Origin of the sequence: Rhizobium redzepovicii (assembly GCF_019793435.1) — a bacterium.
GTDB classification, from domain to species: Bacteria; Pseudomonadota; Alphaproteobacteria; order Rhizobiales; family Rhizobiaceae; genus Rhizobium; species Rhizobium redzepovicii.
In genome coordinates, this window is sequence record NZ_JAILYH010000004.1 from 135,863 (window position 1) to 153,401 (window position 17,539).

Annotated in this window: 21 protein-coding genes, 2 tRNA genes and 1 pseudogene; 10 read left to right on the forward strand and 14 right to left on the reverse strand. The window is 57.4% G+C overall.

What is annotated here, in order from left to right:
• Positions 1-25 precede the first annotated feature (25 nt).
• Together katE and K6N12_RS07720 are read right to left on the reverse strand one after the other, a co-directional pair.
• Entirely contained in the window at positions 26-2,140 is a 2,115-nt protein-coding gene (gene katE / locus K6N12_RS07715) for a catalase (protein WP_097625267.1), read from the reverse strand.
• A 157-nt stretch (positions 2,141-2,297) separates the two neighbouring features.
• Positions 2,298-3,209 (reverse strand): hypothetical protein, encoded by a 912-nt coding sequence (locus tag K6N12_RS07720; protein WP_097625268.1) that lies wholly within the window; start codon positions 3,207-3,209, stop codon positions 2,298-2,300.
• 340 nt (positions 3,210-3,549) lie between these two features.
• Here K6N12_RS07720 and K6N12_RS34045 point away from each other — a divergent pair, with 340 nt between their 5' ends.
• Positions 3,550-3,729 carry a hypothetical protein gene (locus K6N12_RS34045; protein WP_003586986.1) on the forward strand — a complete coding sequence of 60 codons (180 nt, stop codon included), beginning with the start codon at positions 3,550-3,552 and terminating at the stop codon, positions 3,727-3,729.
• Between the two features lie 463 nt (positions 3,730-4,192).
• Here K6N12_RS34045 and K6N12_RS07725 read toward each other — a convergent pair whose 3' ends face one another.
• The gene (locus K6N12_RS07725; protein WP_097625269.1) at positions 4,193-4,435 is read right to left on the reverse strand and encodes a hypothetical protein; all 243 of its coding nucleotides are present in this window, start codon (positions 4,433-4,435) and stop codon (positions 4,193-4,195) included.
• 250 nt (positions 4,436-4,685) lie between these two features.
• Between K6N12_RS07725 and K6N12_RS07730 the strand changes: the two genes are divergently transcribed.
• The gene (locus K6N12_RS07730; protein ID WP_097625270.1) at positions 4,686-5,000 is read left to right on the forward strand and encodes a hypothetical protein; all 315 of its coding nucleotides are present in this window, start codon (positions 4,686-4,688) and stop codon (positions 4,998-5,000) included.
• A 319-nt stretch (positions 5,001-5,319) separates the two neighbouring features.
• Here K6N12_RS07730 and K6N12_RS07735 read toward each other — a convergent pair.
• Positions 5,320-5,394: transfer RNA gene (locus K6N12_RS07735), tRNA-Asn, on the reverse strand.
• Positions 5,395-5,592, reverse strand: a complete 198-nt coding sequence (locus K6N12_RS07740) for a hypothetical protein (RefSeq protein ID WP_165503884.1) — start codon at positions 5,590-5,592, stop codon at positions 5,395-5,397. It lies immediately after the preceding tRNA gene.
• On the opposite strand from K6N12_RS07740, the gene K6N12_RS34050 reads away from it, so the two are divergent.
• Positions 5,512-5,829: a hypothetical protein gene (locus K6N12_RS34050; RefSeq protein ID WP_097625271.1), complete on the forward strand. Its 318-nt coding sequence runs from the start codon at positions 5,512-5,514 to the stop codon at positions 5,827-5,829. The two genes, K6N12_RS07740 and K6N12_RS34050, sit on opposite strands and share 81 nt — an antisense overlap.
• Positions 5,830-5,840: 11 nt before the next feature.
• A complete protein-coding gene (locus K6N12_RS07745) occupies positions 5,841-6,179 on the forward strand; it encodes a hypothetical protein (protein ID WP_097625272.1) in 339 nt (112 codons plus the stop codon).
• A gap of 1 nt (position 6,180) precedes the next feature.
• Here K6N12_RS07745 and K6N12_RS07750 read toward each other — a convergent pair whose 3' ends face one another.
• Positions 6,181-6,513, reverse strand: coding sequence for a KTSC domain-containing protein (locus K6N12_RS07750; protein ID WP_097625273.1), 333 nt, complete (start codon positions 6,511-6,513; stop codon positions 6,181-6,183).
• A gap of 345 nt (positions 6,514-6,858) precedes the next feature.
• Entirely contained in the window at positions 6,859-7,116 is a 258-nt protein-coding gene (locus K6N12_RS07755) for a hypothetical protein (RefSeq protein ID WP_222148792.1), read from the reverse strand.
• A 949-nt stretch (positions 7,117-8,065) separates the two neighbouring features.
• Here K6N12_RS07755 and K6N12_RS07760 point away from each other — a divergent pair.
• Positions 8,066-8,218: pseudogene (locus K6N12_RS07760) on the forward strand (DUF7940 domain-containing protein); the annotation flags it as partial.
• A gap of 216 nt (positions 8,219-8,434) precedes the next feature.
• A complete protein-coding gene (locus K6N12_RS07765) occupies positions 8,435-8,890 on the forward strand; it encodes a hypothetical protein (protein WP_222148793.1) in 456 nt (151 codons plus the stop codon).
• 51 nt (positions 8,891-8,941) lie between these two features.
• Here K6N12_RS07765 and K6N12_RS35180 read toward each other — a convergent pair whose 3' ends face one another.
• The 6 genes from K6N12_RS35180 to K6N12_RS07790 form a co-directional block, all read right to left on the reverse strand.
• Entirely contained in the window at positions 8,942-9,217 is a 276-nt protein-coding gene (locus tag K6N12_RS35180) for a sunset domain-containing protein (RefSeq protein ID WP_485064270.1), read from the reverse strand.
• A gap of 106 nt (positions 9,218-9,323) precedes the next feature.
• Complete coding sequence (locus K6N12_RS07770; RefSeq protein ID WP_183782543.1) at positions 9,324-9,695, reverse strand: COG4315 family predicted lipoprotein; 372 nt, start codon at positions 9,693-9,695, stop codon at positions 9,324-9,326.
• A gap of 261 nt (positions 9,696-9,956) precedes the next feature.
• Entirely contained in the window at positions 9,957-10,262 is a 306-nt protein-coding gene (locus tag K6N12_RS07775) for a hypothetical protein (RefSeq protein ID WP_222148794.1), read from the reverse strand.
• Between the two features lie 263 nt (positions 10,263-10,525).
• Entirely contained in the window at positions 10,526-10,900 is a 375-nt protein-coding gene (locus tag K6N12_RS07780; protein WP_222148795.1) for a thermonuclease family protein, read from the reverse strand.
• A gap of 27 nt (positions 10,901-10,927) precedes the next feature.
• Positions 10,928-11,437 carry a hypothetical protein gene (locus K6N12_RS07785; RefSeq protein ID WP_222148796.1) on the reverse strand — a complete coding sequence of 170 codons (510 nt, stop codon included), beginning with the start codon at positions 11,435-11,437 and terminating at the stop codon, positions 10,928-10,930.
• Positions 11,424-11,654, reverse strand: coding sequence for a hypothetical protein (locus tag K6N12_RS07790; RefSeq protein WP_222148797.1), 231 nt, complete (start codon positions 11,652-11,654; stop codon positions 11,424-11,426). The genes K6N12_RS07785 and K6N12_RS07790 overlap by 14 nt, the downstream gene beginning before the upstream one ends.
• A gap of 134 nt (positions 11,655-11,788) precedes the next feature.
• Here K6N12_RS07790 and ligD point away from each other — a divergent pair, with 134 nt between their 5' ends.
• On the forward strand, positions 11,789-12,838 hold the full coding sequence (ligD, locus tag K6N12_RS07795) for a non-homologous end-joining DNA ligase (RefSeq protein WP_222148798.1): 1,050 nt from the start codon (positions 11,789-11,791) through the stop codon (positions 12,836-12,838).
• A gap of 1,062 nt (positions 12,839-13,900) precedes the next feature.
• Here the strand turns inward: ligD and K6N12_RS34060 are convergent.
• The gene (locus K6N12_RS34060; RefSeq protein WP_246645441.1) at positions 13,901-14,932 is read right to left on the reverse strand and encodes a hypothetical protein; all 1,032 of its coding nucleotides are present in this window, start codon (positions 14,930-14,932) and stop codon (positions 13,901-13,903) included.
• A 192-nt stretch (positions 14,933-15,124) separates the two neighbouring features.
• Between K6N12_RS34060 and K6N12_RS07805 the strand changes: the two genes are divergently transcribed.
• The 3 genes from K6N12_RS07805 (at position 15,125) to K6N12_RS07815 (ending at position 17,462) form a co-directional block, all read left to right on the forward strand.
• Positions 15,125-15,198, forward strand: a tRNA-Cys gene (locus K6N12_RS07805).
• 399 nt (positions 15,199-15,597) lie between these two features.
• On the forward strand, positions 15,598-16,263 hold the full coding sequence (locus tag K6N12_RS07810; protein ID WP_179867102.1) for a protein-L-isoaspartate O-methyltransferase family protein: 666 nt from the start codon (positions 15,598-15,600) through the stop codon (positions 16,261-16,263).
• Positions 16,264-16,568: 305 nt separating this feature from the next.
• Positions 16,569-17,462 carry a DUF2497 domain-containing protein gene (locus K6N12_RS07815; protein ID WP_097625274.1) on the forward strand — a complete coding sequence of 298 codons (894 nt, stop codon included), beginning with the start codon at positions 16,569-16,571 and terminating at the stop codon, positions 17,460-17,462.
• Positions 17,463-17,539: the final 77 nt, after the last annotated feature.

Consider the following 17,539-nt stretch of genomic DNA (forward strand, 5'->3'; position numbering starts at 1 on the left):
AGCCATTCTTATGGCCACCCTATGTTCAATTCAGTTTGACCGACGGTTCGCGGCCCCAGACACGCAGTTTGCCAAGCGCTTTAACAAAGGCCGCGACATCCCCGGCCGCTCTAAGCGCAAGCACGCCCTCATCCAGGGAATCGGCAATTCCGGCCCTTTGCATGAGGGGCAGCGCTGTTTCCACATAGCCGATGAACTTGCAGTGCACGAAGGCATCCGAAACGAAATCATGGGCCGTTGCCTCCTTTAGCAGATCACTGCTTCCCGCCGACGAGGGCAGTAGCGCGACGGCGTCGTAAAGCACCGAAGGTCCGCCGTCGATCATCTGATGCGCCTCGATCCAATTGCCGTCCGAGAGCGTCACGCCGCCAATCTTTGGCGCGATCACTTCGAATGTTGCCTTCTGCTCGGTGACCTCGGCAAGCAGCGCCTTGAAGATCGCGGCGTCGCTCCCATCGGTGACAAGAATACCGAGCTTGCGTCCTTCGAACCGCTTCGGACCGCGCTCGATAATGCTGAGCGCCGGCGACGGCTCGAGATCCTGGCGCGTCGGCATGGCGGCATCGGCAGGCTTCGGCATCGATTTGAAGCCGAGTGCGTGGCCGACCTTGCTGGCCAAAGTCTCATCGATGTTCATAAGATGCGAGACCATCCGCTCGCGAATGACCGGTGTTTCGACTTTGCTCAATTCGAAGATCAGCGCTGCTGCAATATGGCGTTGCTCCGGCGGAGTCTGACTGATGAAGAACTGCCTGGCCTGGCTGTAATGGTCGGCAAAGCTTTCCGGCCGCAACCGGACCTTGGCACCCTGCTCCTCGGCCGGCAGGTGACGATAGCCCTGAACCGGCGATTCTCGCGGTCCCTGATTCCAGGAGTTCGGCTGGTAATTGACCCGTCCGACAGGATTGCGCATCGCCATGTGGCCATCCTGCTGGAAATTGTGGAAGGGACATTTCGGCGCGTTGATCGGCAGATGGGTGAAATTCGGGCCGCCCAGACGTTTTAGCTGCGTGTCGAGATAGGAGAAGTTCCGTCCCTGCAGAAGCGGGTCGTTGCTGAAATCGATGCCGGGCGGAACGTTCTGCGTCATGAACGCGACTTGCTCGGTCTCGGCGAAAAAGTTCTCGGGCATTCGGTCGAGCACCAGACGGCCGATCGGTTTGACCGGCAGGATCTCCTCGGGAATGATCTTTGTCGGATCGAGGATGTCGAAGTCGAACGTGTCGGCGAAATCCTGATCGAAAAGCTGGACACAGAGTTCCCACTCCGGGAAGTTTCCTGACTGGATCGACTGCCAAAGGTCGCGGCGATGGAAATCCGGATCCGCACCATTGATCTTGACCGCCTCGTTCCAGGCGACGGACTGCAGGCCGAGTTTTGGTTTCCAGTGGAATTTGACGAAGGTCGATTCATCGGCCGCGTTGACGAAGCGGAAGGTGTGAACGCCAAACCCCTCCATGAAACGGAAGGAGCGCGGGATGGCGCGGTCCGACATGACCCACATGATCATATGCATGCTTTCCGGGGTGAGCGAGATGAAGTCCCAGAAATTGTCATGCGCCGACTGCGCCTGCGGAAATTGCCTGTCGGGTTCCGGCTTTACGGAATGGATGATGTCCGGAAATTTGATCGCGTCCTGAATGAAGAAGACGGGAATGTTATTGCCGACCAGATCCCAATTACCCTGCTGCGTGTAGAGCTTCACCGCGAAACCGCGCACGTCGCGCGCCAGATCGAAGGACCCCTTGCTGCCGGCGACTGTCGAAAACCGCACGAAGGCCGGCGTCTTTTCCCCGGGCCGTTGGAACAGATCGGCCCGGGTGTAGGCGGCCAGCGATTCATAGGTTTCGAAATAGCCATGGGCGCCATAACCCCGCGCATGCACGACCCGCTCGGGGATGCGCTCGTGGTCGAAATGGAAGATCTTCTCGCGAAAATGGAAGTCATCGATGAGGGCGGGGCCGCGGGCGCCGAGACGAAGCGTATTCTGATCGTCGGAAACGGGGCCGCCTTGTGCTGTGGTCAGCACCGGCATGCCGTGCTCGGCAAACTGATGCAACTCACCGCCTGCACCGCGGTGCAGTTTCTGATCATGAATCGTCGCGTTGTCCGAGGGCGAGGTCTTCGTCTTCTTGGCCATCTATCTTCTCCGGAAAGGGTGTGACCTAACCGAAGCTCAAAAATGGCGACATGTTCCGCTCGCCGCGAAATAAACTGCAACCTGGCGAAGGGTTGCGTTCAAACGTAAAATAGGGCGCGGGGCCCTTCGACCCCGCGCCCCCGGTTTCCGGCGGTTTTCAGAGCCGGCGTGCAACGATGAGATCTTCCTCTTCGTCGCGTTGCGATCCGCCAAACGCTGCGGCAGCAGAGGCGATGAAAGCCCCGATCAGAAGCGACAGCGAGCCGAGCAGGGCCGTCGTGGAGGCCGCCTTGCGTGCCTCATCGGCAGCTTTCTGGGCGGCGACCTTGGCGTCGTCGATCCGCTTCAGCACCGTATCGACGCGGGTGCGTGCATCGGCTTCGGAAAGACCCGTTCGGGACGATACGATGGTGGCAAGATAGGCCTTGTCGTCATCGGGAACCTGGCCCTGGGCAGCGCCGTTGAGGAGGATGCGGGACACCTCGGACGTTGCCGCGGCATCATTGGACGTCGCCGCGGCGCGAGCCTTGTCAGGGCGCAGCAATGCGTCGGTAAAATAGGACGTGGACAGATCCACCGGCGAGGTTGCCGACGAAGCTGCTGCCGTGCCGGCGGCCGTGGCGGTCGATCCCACGACCGATCCCGCGGCTTGTGCACCCGCGCCGGCCAGCGAGGTCAACGATGATGCGAGAAACCCGGCGACGAAGACGGTCGCCAGCGCCCAGCTTAGGAAACCATGAGCCGTGTCACGGAAGAAAACCTCGTCCGTGTGAACAGCCGCCCATTTCGTCCGCAGCCGGCCGGTAATGTAGCCTCCGAGCGCCGAAGAGAGCCATTGCACGAGAACGAGCCAGATTGCCGCCGTCACGCCGAGTGTCCCGAGCGAACTGCTTTGCCCCGACCAGGGCGACACCATGGTCAGCCCGAGCCCGGATCCAAGCAGCAGTAGAATGAGGGTGACGCCAATGGCCGCGGCGGCGCCCCCGAAGATAGGCCCCCATGTCATGGCCGATTTGGAGGATTCAACCGGAGTGGCAACCTCTCCGGAACCTGTCATTGAAACCGACATGATCTGTTCCTATCGCATAAACAGAGCAAGAAGGATGATGATAGGCAGTGGAACACCGAGCAGCCAAAGTAGAATACCGCGACCCATGAGAGACCTCCTGTCAAAGCTGACGTTACGTTGTTGATGCCACTCAACTTTTAACCGCGGTGTTTGTTCCCGGCCCGCTTGATCATCGACGATCTTCAGACGCAGATTATAAGATTGACGAAATCTAGGGCGCTCGCGCTAACGCCAGCCGGGGAGCGCACCTATATCTTGGGTTCAAGGTGGGGAAATTCTCCCGTTACTCCCAAAGGCAGAAACTCATGGCTGCATCACAGCGTGAATCGGAGAAGCATCGATGAACAGATTTCGGGCATTTGTAGCGGCCGGAGCAATCAGTCTTGCCTTTATCACTTCCGCCTGCTCGACGGCGCCGAATTCATACGGCTCGGCGTCGGGATATCAACCGGGAGATTCCTTGAATCCGGCCTGCGCCGATGGCTTCCGACCCGGCGATGGCCGTTCGTGCAGCTATTAGAAGCGGTCGGCTCGTCCGATTATAACGGCAGCTTGCGGGCGGAGGTGCTTCGTGAGCGGTCGCGCAGGTCGGCCGGCAGGATTCGTGATCCGCTCCTGGCGTCATTCCCGTTTGATGGTTTTGGCGATAGTATATGTTTGAAGGGAGCCGAGGGCACGGTTCCCACGCTCTAACGATCAAGAAAGAACGGCCACGTGATCTCGTGGCAGCGACGTGACGTCAATCTGCCGCCCGACCCCATTCTTAATTTAATGGCGGTCGCGTCCTGCCGCAGTCTCTATACCATCAGACCGGCAACGCAAAGATGACCGGTTCGTCGCTTGTTGCTTTCGTTAAAGGCGAACGCCAGGACACAGGCCCTGAGCAATCACCATCGATAAAGGCCGGGCGCCCCGTGGGCGCACACGACCGCGGCGACGCTGATTCTCTTGCGAGGTGGATCTTTGGGCCGATTCCAACAATGTCACTGGCCGCGGGGCAACGCATCGATCAACTGGTGCACCTTGTCGGTTGCGTAGACGATATCCTCGCGCGGCAAATGCACCGTGATTTCGATCTCCTGCCATCGTCCGCCATTATTTCTAGCGTAACTCACGGCGGCCTGTAGAGATTTGAATTCAACTGCGGGCGCGCCGGCGATCCAGAACTGCACGGTACAATCGGCTTCGGAATAGTCGGAGAGTGCTTTGAGCGGGTCTAGGGCCATGTCGATGGGCTCTACACCTTTGGTGGTTCTTTGGCTACCGCACGTGAAGCGCCGCCGCTGTTTTCGAGTCGCGCAATCCGCGCCACATTGACGTGACCTCCGCTCCTCCAACACCGATGACCGGCGCGATCACCACCCCTTCCGACACTGGGGCGCGGCGGCGGGTCTTTCTGGAAATTCCACAGAGGAGAGCCGTTCATGCCAGGTTAATGCGTATTAACCGAGACTCGGGGCCTGAAAGGATGCGCCGATGAAAAAGCTTTTTCCCGTAGTCGCAGCCACAGTCTTGACTGCATGTTTCGCTCTGCCGCTAAACGCCACGCCGATTTTCGTGCCGAAACCGGTAGCAATGCACACCGCCGACTTCGAGCAGGTCAAAGACCGTCGCCACGGCAATGGACATGCGTATGGCCACTGGAAGAAAAGCCGGTACGCTTACCGCGACTGCCGGTATTACGGCTCGTGCTACCGTCCTCGGCACTACGGCTATCGCGACTATTACGGCTATCGCGACGATTACCCCTATCGTCGTCGATCAGGCGTGACCGTGTATTTCAATTTTTAGTCGGCATCGCTCCGATCTCTTGAAGCCGTCGACCTCACCCCACAACCACAGCAGCCCGCCAAGCTCCAACTCGGCGAGCGTTTTGTGTCTGGCGCCTGAACAAAGAAAAAGGTCGGGGCGAACGCTCGCGCCGACCTTCTTTGATTGCATCAGCTCGGTGCCAGTACATCCGTGGTCACCGGCAAAAGCTATCCGATGGATCGAATTTAAGCGCCTTGTGAATTTTCGCAAGGATTAGGGGATGCTGATTTAGGGCTAAAAGTGAGAAGAAAACGCCTGTCTTCGGATTTCTCAACGAAACAGGCGATTAACTTGAAAATGGCTCCCCGGGCCGGATTCGAACCGGCGACCTGTCGATTAACAGTCGAATGCTCTACCGCTGAGCTACCAGGGATCACTGCTTGGCGCGGTGTGAGTGGGCTAATACAAATGCTTGTTCGATTTGCCAAGCAGTTTTTTCAAAAAAATGAAATGAACTTGTATTTGGGTTGTCTGTGCCCATCTCTGGGGAATGACGAACCGGAATGAGCGAGAAGAGACGAGGGGCGGCGAAAAGCCCAGGAAGCGGGCAGGGCGCTTCGGCATCGATCATGCAAGCGGCAGGCTCATGCTCGGCTCTTTCAGCATCGGTATGCCGCGCTCCCGCATCGCGCGGATGGCGATCGGCGTCGCCCTCATTCTATGCGGTTTCCTGGGCTTCCTGCCGATACTGGGCTTCTGGATGTTGCCGCTCGGCTTCCTTGTGCTCTCGCACGATCTTCCTGTCGCGCGCCGGCTCCGCCGCCGCCTAGCGGTCTGGTGGCACAGGCGTGGGAAACCGGCTGGCTGAGAGGTGAGGACATGAAGGCATTTTTTGTTGTCGCCCTGTCAGTGGCGACGATTCTCTCAGGCGTTCCCGCTGAAGCCCAGGCTGTCGACAGCCGGGGTTTTGACGCTCGCGGCATCTGCCGCCGTCCTGAAGGCTGCGTGGTCGATCACGGCCAGGGCGGCAGCTATAACGGGCCTCGCAACTACCGCAACTTCAACGGCCGCAATGAGCGTGACGGCAATAACGATCGCGACCGGAACGATCGCCGCTCTCGCAATCAGAACAGAAGCGACAATTTCGATGGCCTGACCAACCGTGTGGCGGCAGGTCTTATCGCCGTTGAGCCGGGTGTATCGCCCACGCGAACCTAATCTAGTTGGACCTGAGTTCGCTTTCTTCAAAAACGCCGTTGGGACCCTGATCGAGGCTGGTCACCATCAACAAGCTGCTGACGGCAAGGAGGAGGACGAGCTTCAGCGCGTAGGATAGGGAGACATGTCGGCTGCTCTGTGAGACGCGGGAAGGCGCGATATAATAGTTGTAGTAGAAGTATGGATCAGTCGTTTCCAGCAGGTTCTCGTAGACATGCGGCGGAATGTCCACATGCTTCATCGGTGGAGAACCCGGAAATTTAACATGAAGATCGCGGCTGTCGGCATCATAGGCCGCATGCACGTGCTTCGATTTGAGGGCAGCCCACTCCATTTGCAGCTCCTATCGCCCTCCCAGGGCCAATATGAAGCCCGCAGGACGATCGTCAAGCTAACAATTTGTTTCAAATGCGATCACTGCCGGGAAGGGCACCGCTACGATGAGGGAATTCGAGCCTGCGCTCGTGCCGGCCGGCACTGAAAAATGGACTTTTCGGCTGCCGCGGAATGGCGTTTTTCCGAAATGCCCTCTTGCGATTTCCTTACGATCATTCTAAACGCTCGCCACGGCTCAGATAACGAGCTTGTGAGGCCTCGTGGCGGAGTGGTGACGCAGAGGACTGCAAATCCCCAGCAAACCTAGCAAAATCAGCGGCCGTTCTGAATAAGCGCCGGTCATTCAGCCGTTTTCCTTGATTTTTCGCACATTGTTTTTGTTCAGATTTTTCGGCTGTTCAGAATGGCCGAAGCGCTTTTTCGTGGCTTCCAGGACGCGCTTTTCCGTCTCTTTTGCATAGCCACGGTAAGCCGCCGCTGTCTTGTGCTTCGACAGCACTCGACCCTGCCCCTCGGTTAGGCCGCTCTCTTCCAACTCTGTCATTCCGCCGTGCCGGCATTTGTCCAGGCTGAAGCCGTAGATCTCGAGCTTGTCAGCCATCTCGCGGACCTCATGGGCGAGGAAGGTTCCATCCCCGAATAAGCGACAACATCAAGCAGGCGGCGAGCGACGAACAATGGCGAGAGATCTTCGAGTCCGCGAGCCTGAAGGTGCATCGCCACTCTACCCACTTGTCGAAGCACATCATTCAGGCATGGGATATTGGCTTCAGACCTATGTTTCCGGCTTTCCTCAAGGCCGTGGAAGCCATCCCGGCTGATAAGCTGGCTGATGTGAAGGCGGAATGGGTAGAATCGATGAAACGGTTCGCGGTGCCATTCGCAGCAACTGAGACGCGCAACAATCCGGCCAACGCGTTTCACTGCTACGTCCTCAGCAAATAGGCAGCGACGATCTCCGGCTAAAGCAGGCCGTTTGAGCGCAACTCTCTGATCTTCCAGGCGGTTCTTCGGAGCCGCCTATTTCTTTGTCGCACGCATCACCCGGCGCAGGCAAGTCAATGCGGCCCGAACGCCGCGGTTATCGCGTAAGCTTAAGGTAGCCAGGCTTGCAGCCTTCCTGAAAACATCGGCCGTCAGTATCGGGTAACGACATACTTGCGTGGATGGCAGATGGTTACAATCTCCGTGTGAGGACGATACGGCGGACGGTACTCCACCAATACCTGACCGCACTCGCGAAAGGTCTTCCTGACATACACCTTTTTGGGGTGATAAACGACATGGCGCGTAGCCGCTGGCGGGCGATAACCCTCGATCATGTCAGCTGCAAAAACGGGCTGGCACAGGATAGCTGTGGCACTGACAGATAGAATAACGGCTAGTGCTCGAAACATATTTCCCTCCTTGATGGTGTTAAGGAAATATGGCGAAGGGCGAAGATGTCGAGTCTTGGCTAGCCCACCTCGCTGACATCATTTGATGCGCGGCCGCGCTAAAAGCCAAGCCGCCTCCGGGCCGCATTTTCACATCCAAAATCGGAGATCTCCATGCTCGTCCATAACTGGCGCGAGGTGCTTAAACGCGCCTGGTCGGTGCGCCTGCTTGCCTTTCTGCTCTTCATCATAGCCGCCGAGCCCGTCTATCTGTTCTTCGCTGCGGAATGGGTGGCGAAGAGCTTCTATGTCCGCCTCGCAATGTCGGCGCTTAAAGCGCGCTTTAATTTGAGGCGCGCTTAGGCTTTAAATCGCACCAATCGTTCCTCTGCTTCGGCAACGCCGACAAATGGTCACATGTAATGGCTGTTCATCGAAGGTTCATTGTGCAGGAGCCCCAATAGCACCCTTCCGTCATCGGTGTCACAGCTCAGGCGGAAGAGGGAGACTGAAACATCAACATCATCGACCGAGGCCAATCACATGTCGCAAAAATTGCTTCTCTCCGCTGCCGGATCGTTGCTTGCTGCTTTTATCATGTCGACGCCGGCGCACGCGCTGACGATGAAGGAATGCAGCACAAAGTATCAGGCGGCCAAAACCGACGGCTCCGCCAAAGACATGAAGTGGAATGATTTCCGCGCCAAATTCTGCGGCGCGGATGCTGCTGCCGCCGATAAGGAAGACGAGGCGGACGTCGCAAAAACAACCGACAAAGAGCCTGCAAAGCCGACAACCGCAGCGCCAAAGAGCGTCAAGTTCCCGAAGGCGATCGATAAGAAATATTCGAGCGAGACGCCTGGAAAGGGTCGCCTCCATACCTGCGTCGACGCCTATCATTCGGCCAAAGATGCCGGCACACTTGGCGATCTGAAGTGGATCCAGAAGGGCGGCGGCTATTGGAGCCTTTGCAACACGAGCATCAAGGGTGCCGGCTGAGCCAAGATTCCGAGAATATGGAGGGCCGCCTCGGATGGGCGGCCTTTTCATTTACGCTTTCGCTTTCCGCCAGCCGGCCGCCCAAGCTTCAAATTCCGAACAGAACCAACGTTCTCCATACTGGGGACTCATCTTCGTTTGTGCGTAGTATTTCTGCCCCGGCACGTGGAAGATGCGCTCGCCGGTTTCGATGTGAAGCGAGCAGATCGCTGACCGGTTGAGCCCCGGCTGCGCCAAACGCGAGCGCGGCGATGAACAGGCCCGGGGCCCTGAGCAGCCCCGATTTGCGGATTGCGATAACTGCGACGCACGCCCCATCTCCGTCATTTCGCGCGAAGATTGTAACTGCGTCAGAGCACGGCGGAGATCTATCCAAAAGGCTTATCTGGGCCTGCTTGGGCTGAGCGGCCCTGAAGGGATCCAGTGCGCCGGACTACTTGGCGACATGCCAAACTCCGCCGACGCCATCGCCGGTCATATCGCCAGGCTTCTTGTCTCCGGCGAAGGTGTAAAGCGGCTTTCCTTGGTAAGCCCACATCTCCTTGCCGTCGGCCGCCTTGACGAGCGACCATTCGCCTTCGGCCTTGGCCTTGGCGGCGGCGTGGAAGGCCGGCCATTTCTTCAAGCAGGCATCGTCGCAGTTTGATTTGCCCATGGCGTCCTTGTCGAACGTATAGAGTGTCATACCCTTAGCGTTTGCCAGGATCTTACCCATCTTCGTGTCGACCATTTTGGCCGGTTCCGCTGCAAAGGCCGAAAAGACGGTTGCAGCCAATAGGCCCATGGAGACGATCAGCGTTTTCATGAATACCTCCAGTTCGGGAGTGCCAGCGGGATGCTGGTGGCGTCCGATGTGAGCAAGAAACGCTCCGACGAGGTGACGGTTCCGTGATCTAACTGGCGGCGATACAGATTCGGATTTGTTTTGTGTGGATGAGCGACGGGGCTGTAGCTTGGCTGCGGCATTAGCTGAAGATTAACTGATGAACCCGCCTATAAAAAAAGGCCCGCGCGGCATTTGACGGTGTCGCCGTCGACGGCAGTCAGCGATGTGCAGAAGATCAATTCAGCGATCATCCTTGCTTCCTCGCATTCCGTTTAAACGCATCAGCCGGTGATAGTATTCCTCGACCCTTCGAATAGCCTCGCGCGGTTGAACTTCGAAGCCTTGGTGGGGCGTCAGCCTTTGACGCACATCTGGGCCAAGGACGCTCCATTGCCACAGGCCGTTTTTCGGGCCGCCGCTCTCCATTCGTATCCTCCCGATGATTATCTGTTCGTCATAGCCCAGCCAGTCGAGATCCGTCGGCTGGTCGCGTTCGTCGATATTCGTGCCGCGCCATTTGTAGAGTGGTTGGTATCGAGTGGGCATATCCGGAACATCGCCCTAGCCAGTCCAATAATCAATCCGGGTGAATTGGCTTTTAAGCTATGAGGGGTTCCCAGAGCGGCCTCGGTGGACCGCACGGCCACTGCGAACAGGGGTGCAGCAGTACAAGATACTGAAGCCGTGCGGCCCGTTCTTAGAACCCATAACGGCCTGAACAGGTTCCCGGATCATGAGTTCACCGCGAACAAAAAAAGCCCCGCTGGTTGGCGGGGCTAGTTTGTACAGACGGAAAGGCGGCTGCGACGTCAGTCGCACCAATCATTTCGCTGCTTCGGGCTCCACGTCCTGGCGAATCCTTCACGAAGCAGCTTCTTTCCGATCTCTTCCCCATTTGTTCGATAGATGTTGACGAGCGGCCGGTGCGAAGGCGTCCGGTCGACCGCGCCGCTCGACACGATCCGCAATCCCTTTTCAGCCAAAAGCTCTTTCAGCCTTCCCTTGGCGATCAGCGCCAGCTTCCGTTCCTTGATGCACTTCGCGTGCGATCCGATCTCCGGCGTGTCGATGCCCGAGACGAACGGAACACCTTCTCCCAGCAGCCGCATGTTCTGCCCGTCGCATTTTACGGTGTCGCCGTCGACCGCCGTTAGCGAGGCGCAGATGATCAGTCCAGCAATCATTCAATGTTCCCCTTCAGGTATCCTGCCTTAGCGCGAGACATAGCCGATGACGATCCTAGCGCCGCGGTGACCGCACTTGCATTTAAGTCGCGGGCCGATTGTCGAAATCTTCGCATGTTTGCCAAGCCGCTTCTGCAATGCCCACCGATCGAGCGGCTGCTTACGCTTGCATTTCGGGTCACCGCAAAATGCCACCATCCCCTCCCACTCGGCCAGTTCGCCGATGGCTCTGTCGTCTTTGCGTGCGTCCTCCGGCTTCACATACCCGCGCCGCCGCGCCCATTCTTCCGGACTGTGGTGATAGGTGAGTTTGCACCGTTCATAATATTTGTTTTCGATGCGCTGACAGCCCAAGTCCTCTTTTGCGATTGTCTCGAGGAGCGTCGGCAATGGGACGTTGCCATGCTTTGCGATCAGGGCATCCCCTTCGAAGAACTTCAGGATCTCGCAGTCCTCGCAAATCACCCCAACTCGCTTGCCGGCATGGGATTTCAAGCCTGTGCCGGCGTCGGATGGCTTCCATTCATCGACGCTCATAATCCGGCAGCCATCCGCGAACCATGCCTTTGCTCATCACGCCTTCGGCGAGGGCCAACTGACGCCGCAGGTGCTGTATGTCTCCCAGCAGCGTGCCAATCGCTGCTTGGGCGTCCTGATGGTGATAGGCGAGGACGGCTTCAATCTCGCGCCGGTTCATCGCGCCTGGACCCCGCTCGTCATTGTCCACGGCTTCGCCGGTCGGCTGCTCGCGCATATCCGTGCTCCATATTTGCTGTTTTAAGATTGGCGGCCGGCTCGCCGATGTTCTTATTATGTTCTACGCACGGTGCGAGTCAATAATCAATCTTGGTCAATTGCTTTTTAAGGCATTGCTGATGAAGTGCCAGCATGACGAAGCCGCCTCGCAAACCTTCACAGCCGCTGCTCGGTGACGTTGACGCACCAATCCGCAGCCGGGCGCGCCGCCGTCGCGATCCCGCCCAGTCCCAACTCCTCCTTGACCCCATGCCGGCGCGGATCGAGCCATGCTTGGCGCTGCTGAAGCGGCGGCCGCCGAAAGGCCCTCAATGGACATACGAGGTGAAATGGGATGGCTACCGCGTTGCCGTTCACATCGAGCCGTCCGGCGTTCGTATCCTGACGCGCGGCGGCCATGACTGGACCGAGCGTTTTCCTGCGATCCTGGCGGAGGCGAGGCGACTTCCTGTCTCAACAGCCATATTGGATGGCGAAGCCGTCGTGCTCGACGTCGAAGGCCGTTCTGATTTCGGCATGCTTCAACAGTCCCTTGGTGGGCGAGGCGGCAAGAGGACGTCGAGAGACGCAATCTTCATGGCGTTCGATCTTCTGTATTTCGACGGCCACGACCTCACCGGGACCGAGCTCGTCTCCCGGCGCCATCTCCTAGAGGGCCTGGTGCCGCCCGACGGTGAGGAGGCTATCAGGCTTTCTGAAGAGATTGATGCTGACGGCGAAAAACTTTTGCGCATTGCATGCGATCATGGGCTCGAAGGCATCATCGCGAAAGACCGCAACAGCCCGTATCGCAGCGGCCGCCTCGGCGATTGGGTAAAGATCAAATGCGTCCAGAGCGATGGCTTCTTGATTGTGGGGTATGAGAAGTCGACGGCATCATTCGGCGGGATCGGCCGGCTGCTGCTCGCTGCGCACAAAGGAAACGAGCTTGTCTATGTCGGGGGAGTGGGGACCGGCTTCAACGAGCGTTCCGCGACCGAGCTTCGAGAGCAGATGGACAAGCTGAAAATCGCCAAGCCGGCAGTCGACACCGGAAGGAAGAGAGGCGCAGTGTTCGTCCGCCCGGAGCTTGTTGCCGAAATCGAGTATCGAGCTTGGACGCACGATGGGAAGCTGCGCCACGCCTCATATAAAGGGCTGCGCGATGCTGCTGATAATACTGCTGCCTATGTGGTCGAATGATCCGGTGGCACCGCCACGGCTCTGATTGAATCGTTACGGGAGGTGAGTTTCTGGGACGAGTCGCTCGGAGCTCGACATTTTGGATACGTCATCACTCCAGCAAAACCAATGCTCGCGATAACAGCGAGGTTCGCAACGTACGGGACAATCCGCCTCTTTGGTGGGGGCTTTCGCTGCCTGGCAACCGGTAGCGGACCGTACGGCCCTTCCCCGTTTGAGGAATAGTAAAAATAGCCGATTACCATATGTAACAGTACCGAGAGCATCGCCATTGACAACCACAGAAGGCCGAAGGTTAGGTAACTCGCTCCGCAGTTCGCGAAGGGACCATCAACATCGATCCGCGTGGCAGAAAAGTAAGCCTCCCTAACCGGAAAATACGCAATCAACGAAACGGCCAAATAGTAAACGGCTACGGCCTTCTGCTTCCAAATGCTCATTCATCGGTCCAATTGCAGGTTGATGTATCATCAATTCGTTGCGCATTAGGCGTTCCCATCGGCGTCGCCGTCTTCATCCAGCTCATGCACCGGCAGATAGGTGTTCTTCTCCGCCAGTCGCGGACAACTACTACCGATCGCATCTTCGCGCGTCAGCACGAGTTCGCTGCATACCCTACATCTACAAATGGATCGCGACGACCGAAGCTAAAAGTAATGAGAAACCTAAAATCATGAGCGGAGTTCCATAGCAAACCCTTGTTCTATTCGAAGTCAGATCTCCTTCAGAGGTGGAGTCGCCATTATACATCTTAAATCCGACGTTGCTGTCGGAATTGAAATTCCAATTGTTTCTCTTATAAAAAAGAAGCTCTCTTATTTCTACAACAAGCAGAAACAAAACGACCACCCCCAACAGTATTATGGCGAATACGATACCGTCAGAAGCGGGATAATTTTTCATCGATCACGCTCACCTCTTCTGCACTCCGCCTTCGCGGAAACTCCATGAGTGCATTGTACTGGCGCCGTTTTGGCAAGGCAAATAGCCTGATCACAGAACCGAGACAGCTGACAGGGCGGCAGCTCACGCTCAGGTACACACATAAGGGGCTCAGAGTCCTCAGTCGTTGCTAGGGACTTCCGCCGGATGCCCTCCTTTCGGCGTTTTGATTCTCTTGGCCAGCAAAACTGTTGCCAAGACTCCGCCGCTCAGCATCCATAGACAAACTATATTGAAAAAGGTGAGAAAGTACGCATTCCCTAAGACGGTAGTCGAAGCCCCCTCGCCATAGACCGGCAAAGGGATGAGAAAAATAAAAGAAAAGAATGTGAGCGAATATACTAAGTCTTGCTTCACAACGCTCTTTAAATCCGTAACTATAATTTCGCGGCTAAATTTGGAAGAAATGATATAAACCGAAAACAATAGTGTCTTTGCAACCATGAATGTGATTAGAGAAAACGAGAGACATATGTAAAGGGCGATCTGTCCTGGATGGTTCTCCGCCAGCCATGGCAGTTCATAGTGGTATTTCGGTAACATAACCAAAATGTATCTTAGGTTCGGGGCGAGTTGATCCAGTAAGTCTGCTCTGATTAACCAAAGAAACAAGATCGAGACAGACAAAACAGCCATATCGAGCGGTGGGCCGCTAATATGGCTCTCGTATCTTTTGATGAAAACGTGATTCTGAAGGCGAAAGAAAAGATCAACCCCGGCGAGCATTTTAAACATATTTATATCCAGCCTTTGTCTCCGGATTATTCCTGAAAACTCAATCAACGGGAGACCACATCGCAATGAGATTGCTTCCATAGGCGGCGCTATCAATGCACCGAGTTGCTCCCTCAACTTGTCTGCTGCTTGTCGACACGCGACAAGAGAGTCGCGGTACAGGCTTTGGCCCACGAGTGCGTCGAGTTGTGACGAGGCGGTGTAAGCAAATCCCCAACAAGATGCTCTCGTTGCCCCTTCTACGATGTTGCTGAGCCCGTCGACACAGTGACGACGTTGATCACCCACGGAATAGAAATTCGGATCACTGCAGCCTACCTCACTCTGGGCCAAGGAGGTAACTACTTCCATCCTCTTGCAGAACCAATGCACACCGGCGCGAGTCTGGAAAGTGATAGGCTGCGATTTATACGGCATAGGTCAGCTTCTGCGACATTTTCACAGAAGCCGTGACGGCGTGTTTCTTTTCAAACGGGGACGGAACGCTTTGGCAACGTTCATTCAGAATGAAAAAAGGACCGAATTCAGAATGAAGCCTCTTGCACTTAAGCTAGGATCATTCTAAATCCGCGCCACCACACGATATTTAGACATATCGGTCAGAGGTGAGGCCTCGTGGCGGAGTGGTGACGCAGAGGACTGCAAATCCTTGTACCCCGGTTCAATTCCGGGCGAGGCCTCCAACATCTCCCACCATCGCATGCCCTGCCGTCCGTCGGCATAAGATCGTCGCAGACCCCATGAGTGGTCTGCACGCTTCCGCGCCCTTATCACTTCAGGGTCGTTTCGCCGTCCAGCAGCCCGCAGCAGAAGATGCCGATGAGCGCTGCGACGATGAAAAAATCGAACAGCGTCAGATATTCGAAAATCGCAGACATGGCCTGCTCCTCCTATTTCCTCCGTTGAAGATCATAACATGAAGGGGCAGGGAATTCCACGTTTGCGTGCAGAGCCTCATTGCCTCTGTTGCGCGGAAGAAGCGCCTGCCGGATTCTTTTCGCCGGCGGCTGCCAAGCCTTGAAAGCATCGGTGGCGGGGATTAAGAGACGAGAGACAGGAACCGCTTTCAAGAGCGAGAGGACATGATGGATTTCGAAGCAGCGCGCGTAAAGATGGTCGACACCCAGGTTCGCACGACGGACGTTACCTCGCATTCCGTGCTGACGGCGTTTCTCACGGTCCCGCGTGAGGCATTCGTGCCGGAGAAGGCGAAGCTGCTGGCTTACATCGACAACGATGTCGAGATATCGGCCGCCGCACCCGGAAAGCCGGCGCGCTTCCTGATGGAGGCATCGCCGCTCGCCAAGCTGCTGCAGCTGGCCGCAATCACCAAGGATGATTTCGTCCTCGAAGTCGGTTGCGGCACCGGTTACACATCGGCGCTGCTGTCGATCATTGCCGGCTCGGTCATCGCGCTCGAATGCGACGAGGCGCTGGCCGCCGAGGCGAAGACGCAGCTCGCCGGCTACGCCAAGGTCGAGGTGGTCACCGGACCGCTCGAAAAGGGCTACGCTGCCGGCGCTCCCTATGATCTGATCTTTGTCAACGGCGCAGTGGAGGAGGTGCCCGCGGCCCTTCTCGATCAATTGCGCGATGGCGGTCGTTTGATCACGGTCGAAGGTTACGGCAATGCCGCCCGCGCCAAGGTGTTCGTCGCCGAGCGGGGCGCCGTTTCGGAAAACGTCTTCTTCAATGCCTCCGTCAAGCCCCTGCCGGGCTTCGCCAAGGCACGCGAATTCGTTTTCTGACGCCGTTTGTCGATGAATCAGCAACGGGCGCCACTGGCGCCCGTTTTTATAACAGCGCAGCAGCGTCTTCTCCGACGCCCAAAGGACGCTGCAACAGTTTGAATCCACGCATCGCCTGAAAGCCTTCACAAACATCATTTATCCTGAGACTGCCAGGTCGAAAACATGGGGTAACAAAACTGTGCATGGCCGCATTCATTTGATTCGCGATGATTTTTTTCCCGTCTGAGGTATTCTAAGGTCGCGGTGATTCGGATGACCGCTCCACATCGTCCGGTCGTTGTTTTTGGATAACGGGGATAGAAATGGCTCAGCCAAGTGTAGCGCGTGAACCGTCCATGGAAGAAATTCTGGCCTCCATCCGCCAGATCATCGAAAGCAATGAGCCCGGCGCCGGCAAGGCGATTTCCGCATCCCTGCCGCCGGTTTACGGCGCCGATGAGGATGAGAACGGTTCCGAAATCCATCTGACCGTGGATGACACTTATGCCGGCGTGGAGTTCCCCGAACCGGCCATGCGCTCCTCCGATCCGCGTTTCGTCGCCGCCAACTCGGCTGGCACTGCCCCCGAAGCTGAAGTACCGGCCCGCGCCCTGTCGCTTGCCGATGTCGCCGCCCGCGTGCGCGCCGCTTCCGAGCGCAGCGCCGTGCAGGCCGGTCAGGCATTGCGTGAAATTCCGAGCGGCTTCCGCCAGCCCGAACCGCAGCCGGCGGTTATGCCGGAGCCGCCGCGCGCGGCTGCACCGCAGCCGCAGCCGACACAGCCTGTTTTCCCTCCGGCTGCTGTAGCGCCGGTTCCGCAGGCCGTGATCGAGCCGCCGGTCGAGCCGGTATTCGCGGAGGCACCACGGGGCCAAGTCGCCGCATCGGCGCCTTCAGTCGCCGAACCCGCCGCCGCGGTTGAAACGACGTTGCCGCCTTTGGAACCCGCTCAGTCCTCGGCCGAAGCTTTCCTGCCGAGCCTTATGGATGAGGTCCAGCCGACCCTGCTTTCGGAGAATGCCGGCCTGCAGATCAGCCGCTCCTTCGAGGAGCTCGCCGCCGCGATCGACGGTGCGGAGCGCCGCTCGCTGGACGAGATCGCCGAGGATATGCTGCGTCCGATGTTGCGCGAGTGGCTTGACGATAATCTGCCGACGCTGGTCGAGCGGTTGGTGCGCGAGGAAATCGAGCGCGTGGCGCGCGGCCCGCGCCGCTGATCGGATTGCTTTTTCCTGAAAAGCCGCTCCGGTCTCCGGGGCGGCTTTTTTATTGACTTGCCCGTGCCCATCCTATT

What these genes read in the sequence shown, in the direction of transcription:
- katE (WP_097625267.1), bottom strand. Translation starts at nt 2,140, where the DNA reads ATGGCCAAGAAGACGAAGACCTCGCCCTCGGACAACGCGACGATTCAT.
- K6N12_RS07720 (WP_097625268.1), bottom strand. Translation starts at nt 3,209, where the DNA reads ATGTCGGTTTCAATGACAGGTTCCGGAGAGGTTGCCACTCCGGTTGAA.
- K6N12_RS34045 (WP_003586986.1), top strand. Translation starts at nt 3,550, where the DNA reads ATGAACAGATTTCGGGCATTTGTAGCGGCCGGAGCAATCAGTCTTGCC.
- K6N12_RS07725 (WP_097625269.1), bottom strand. Translation starts at nt 4,435, where the DNA reads ATGGCCCTAGACCCGCTCAAAGCACTCTCCGACTATTCCGAAGCCGAT.
- K6N12_RS07730 (WP_097625270.1), top strand. Translation starts at nt 4,686, where the DNA reads ATGAAAAAGCTTTTTCCCGTAGTCGCAGCCACAGTCTTGACTGCATGT.
- K6N12_RS34050 (WP_097625271.1), top strand. Translation starts at nt 5,512, where the DNA reads ATGACGAACCGGAATGAGCGAGAAGAGACGAGGGGCGGCGAAAAGCCC.
- K6N12_RS07740 (WP_165503884.1), bottom strand. Translation starts at nt 5,592, where the DNA reads ATGATCGATGCCGAAGCGCCCTGCCCGCTTCCTGGGCTTTTCGCCGCC.
- K6N12_RS07745 (WP_097625272.1), top strand. Translation starts at nt 5,841, where the DNA reads ATGAAGGCATTTTTTGTTGTCGCCCTGTCAGTGGCGACGATTCTCTCA.
- K6N12_RS07750 (WP_097625273.1), bottom strand. Translation starts at nt 6,513, where the DNA reads ATGGAGTGGGCTGCCCTCAAATCGAAGCACGTGCATGCGGCCTATGAT.
- K6N12_RS07755 (WP_222148792.1), bottom strand. Translation starts at nt 7,116, where the DNA reads ATGGCTGACAAGCTCGAGATCTACGGCTTCAGCCTGGACAAATGCCGG.
- K6N12_RS07765 (WP_222148793.1), top strand. Translation starts at nt 8,435, where the DNA reads ATGTCGCAAAAATTGCTTCTCTCCGCTGCCGGATCGTTGCTTGCTGCT.
- K6N12_RS35180 (WP_485064270.1), bottom strand. Translation starts at nt 9,217, where the DNA reads ATGACGGAGATGGGGCGTGCGTCGCAGTTATCGCAATCCGCAAATCGG.
- K6N12_RS07770 (WP_183782543.1), bottom strand. Translation starts at nt 9,695, where the DNA reads ATGAAAACGCTGATCGTCTCCATGGGCCTATTGGCTGCAACCGTCTTT.
- K6N12_RS07775 (WP_222148794.1), bottom strand. Translation starts at nt 10,262, where the DNA reads ATGCCCACTCGATACCAACCACTCTACAAATGGCGCGGCACGAATATC.
- K6N12_RS07780 (WP_222148795.1), bottom strand. Translation starts at nt 10,900, where the DNA reads ATGATTGCTGGACTGATCATCTGCGCCTCGCTAACGGCGGTCGACGGC.
- K6N12_RS07785 (WP_222148796.1), bottom strand. Translation starts at nt 11,437, where the DNA reads ATGAGCGTCGATGAATGGAAGCCATCCGACGCCGGCACAGGCTTGAAA.
- K6N12_RS07790 (WP_222148797.1), bottom strand. Translation starts at nt 11,654, where the DNA reads ATGCGCGAGCAGCCGACCGGCGAAGCCGTGGACAATGACGAGCGGGGT.
- ligD (WP_222148798.1), top strand. Translation starts at nt 11,789, where the DNA reads ATGACGAAGCCGCCTCGCAAACCTTCACAGCCGCTGCTCGGTGACGTT.
- K6N12_RS34060 (WP_246645441.1), bottom strand. Translation starts at nt 14,932, where the DNA reads ATGCCGTATAAATCGCAGCCTATCACTTTCCAGACTCGCGCCGGTGTG.
- K6N12_RS07810 (WP_179867102.1), top strand. Translation starts at nt 15,598, where the DNA reads ATGATGGATTTCGAAGCAGCGCGCGTAAAGATGGTCGACACCCAGGTT.
- K6N12_RS07815 (WP_097625274.1), top strand. Translation starts at nt 16,569, where the DNA reads ATGGCTCAGCCAAGTGTAGCGCGTGAACCGTCCATGGAAGAAATTCTG.